The 1,696-nt window shown below is 38.5% G+C and carries 1 protein-coding gene and 1 pseudogene; both read right to left on the reverse strand.

Annotated elements, in window-relative coordinates; genetic code table 11:
- The coding region (locus DB41_RS11030) for a leucine-rich repeat domain-containing protein (protein WP_162180959.1) at window positions 1–817 on the reverse strand (817 nt) is incomplete at its 3' end.
- 672 nt (window positions 818–1,489) lie between these two features.
- Window positions 1,490–1,696, reverse strand: a pseudogene (locus DB41_RS10235) (leucine-rich repeat domain-containing protein); the annotation flags it as partial.

Below are 1,696 nucleotides of genomic sequence, written 5' to 3' on the forward strand. Positions count from 1 at the left end.
TTTGATTTAAGTAAAGCCATTTCAGCTGAGACAATTGACCTATTTCAGCAGGCAGACTGGTGAGCTGGTTTTGATTTAAGTTAAGCAATTGTAGCTGAGACAATTGACCTATTTCTGCAGGCAGACTGGTGAGCTGGTTTTGATCTAAGTAAAGCTTTTGCAGCTTAGACAGCAGCCCAATTTCTGCAGGAAGGCTGGTGAGCTGGTTTTGAGTTAAGTAAAGCCCTTGCAGCTGAGACACTTGGCCTATTTCTGCAGGAAGACTGGTAAGTTGGTTTTGATTTAAGTAAAGCCCTTTCAGCTGAGACAATTGGCCTATTTCTGTTGGCAGAGCGGTGAGCTGGTTTTCTCTTAAGTCAAGCGTTTGCAACTGAGACAATTGGCTTATTTCTGAGGGTAAATAAGTCAAGCCTGTTCTAGATAAATCCAAAGCCGTGATGTTTTTACAATTTTCTTCAATCCAATCTCTAAGTAGCTCTCCTTTTTTTTCTAGAGGCAAGTGCTTAATTTCTTCTCGGCTCAAGTATTCTTCCCCATCAGGAAGTTTTTTCCAAAGTAAAAGGCGATTAACATTTAAGAGATAAGAAGAGTAATTAGTCAGCGTTAAGCCTCTTTTTTCTTCTGTTTTCTCTTTAAATTCCAAAGGAGAAATAGATTTAGCTAAGGTAAAAACTTCTTTAAAAGATAGATAAACTTTTTCAGTAGAGGTAGGTACATGATTGAGTTGATAAACTTTAGCTAACATAAGAGTTTGCTGGGTAGGGACATCTCCCCTTGGGAAGTGAAGTTGGGCTATTTTTTTACAAAGAGAAGGCATTACTTCAGAAGCCAGCAGATGATGCCATCTTTTACAGACGCTAAATTAAGGGAGGAACTGCGCAAGCCTCTAAGATAGGGAGTAGCAATTCATTGGGCAAGCTTTCAATAGATGTCGATGAGATAGGATGCATTTTATTTCCTTAGGTAGGGATAACTTTTTCAGCATTTTTATTTTTTAAAGACAATATAAAAAATTAAAAAAGCAAGTCAAACGAATTCGTATCCTTATCAATGAAAAACAACTTACAGATAATCTACCTCGCTTTTTTTTCAGATAGATTCACGGAAAGGGAGTAGGCCTTCCAAGCATTTAGGAGCAGCCACAGGTTTTGGGGATTAAGTGACACGGCAATTTTGATTTGGTTAAAAGAATGAGATTGATTCTTTGCCTTATTTGAGAAAAACGGCTCTTTTTGGTGCCTTGTTTTAATTCTTCTACCGCATGATGGAATACAATACGCCTAGCTTCTTCCTGTCAAGAAAAGTTGTTCTCCCAGCCATAACACTCTGCAGAAAAAGAGAAAAACTTCTTGTCGTTATAAATGTGTAGGTTAGTTTAAGCTTGCTTAGTTGCCGGAAGGAAAGTGGATTACTTGTTTAAAGATAAGATGGCTAAAAGTTTTTTATTTCATTTTAGCTCACCCCCATTTAAAAAGTACTTACAACCATTCTACAATTGAAAACGCTGCCTTATTTTTTCGGCGATATCTTTCAAAGGATTTTCCGCTAATTCAAGTGTTTGCAGATCAGACAGCTGCCCAATTTCTGCAGGCAGAGCGGTGAGTTGGTTTTGATTTAATTCAAGCCATAGCAGCCGGGACAGCTGCCCAATTTCTGCAGGCAGAGCGGTGAGCTGGTTTTGATTTAAGTAAAGCCC

This window comes from Neochlamydia sp. TUME1, from assembly GCF_000813645.1.
GTDB lineage: Bacteria > Chlamydiota > Chlamydiia > Chlamydiales > Parachlamydiaceae > Neochlamydia.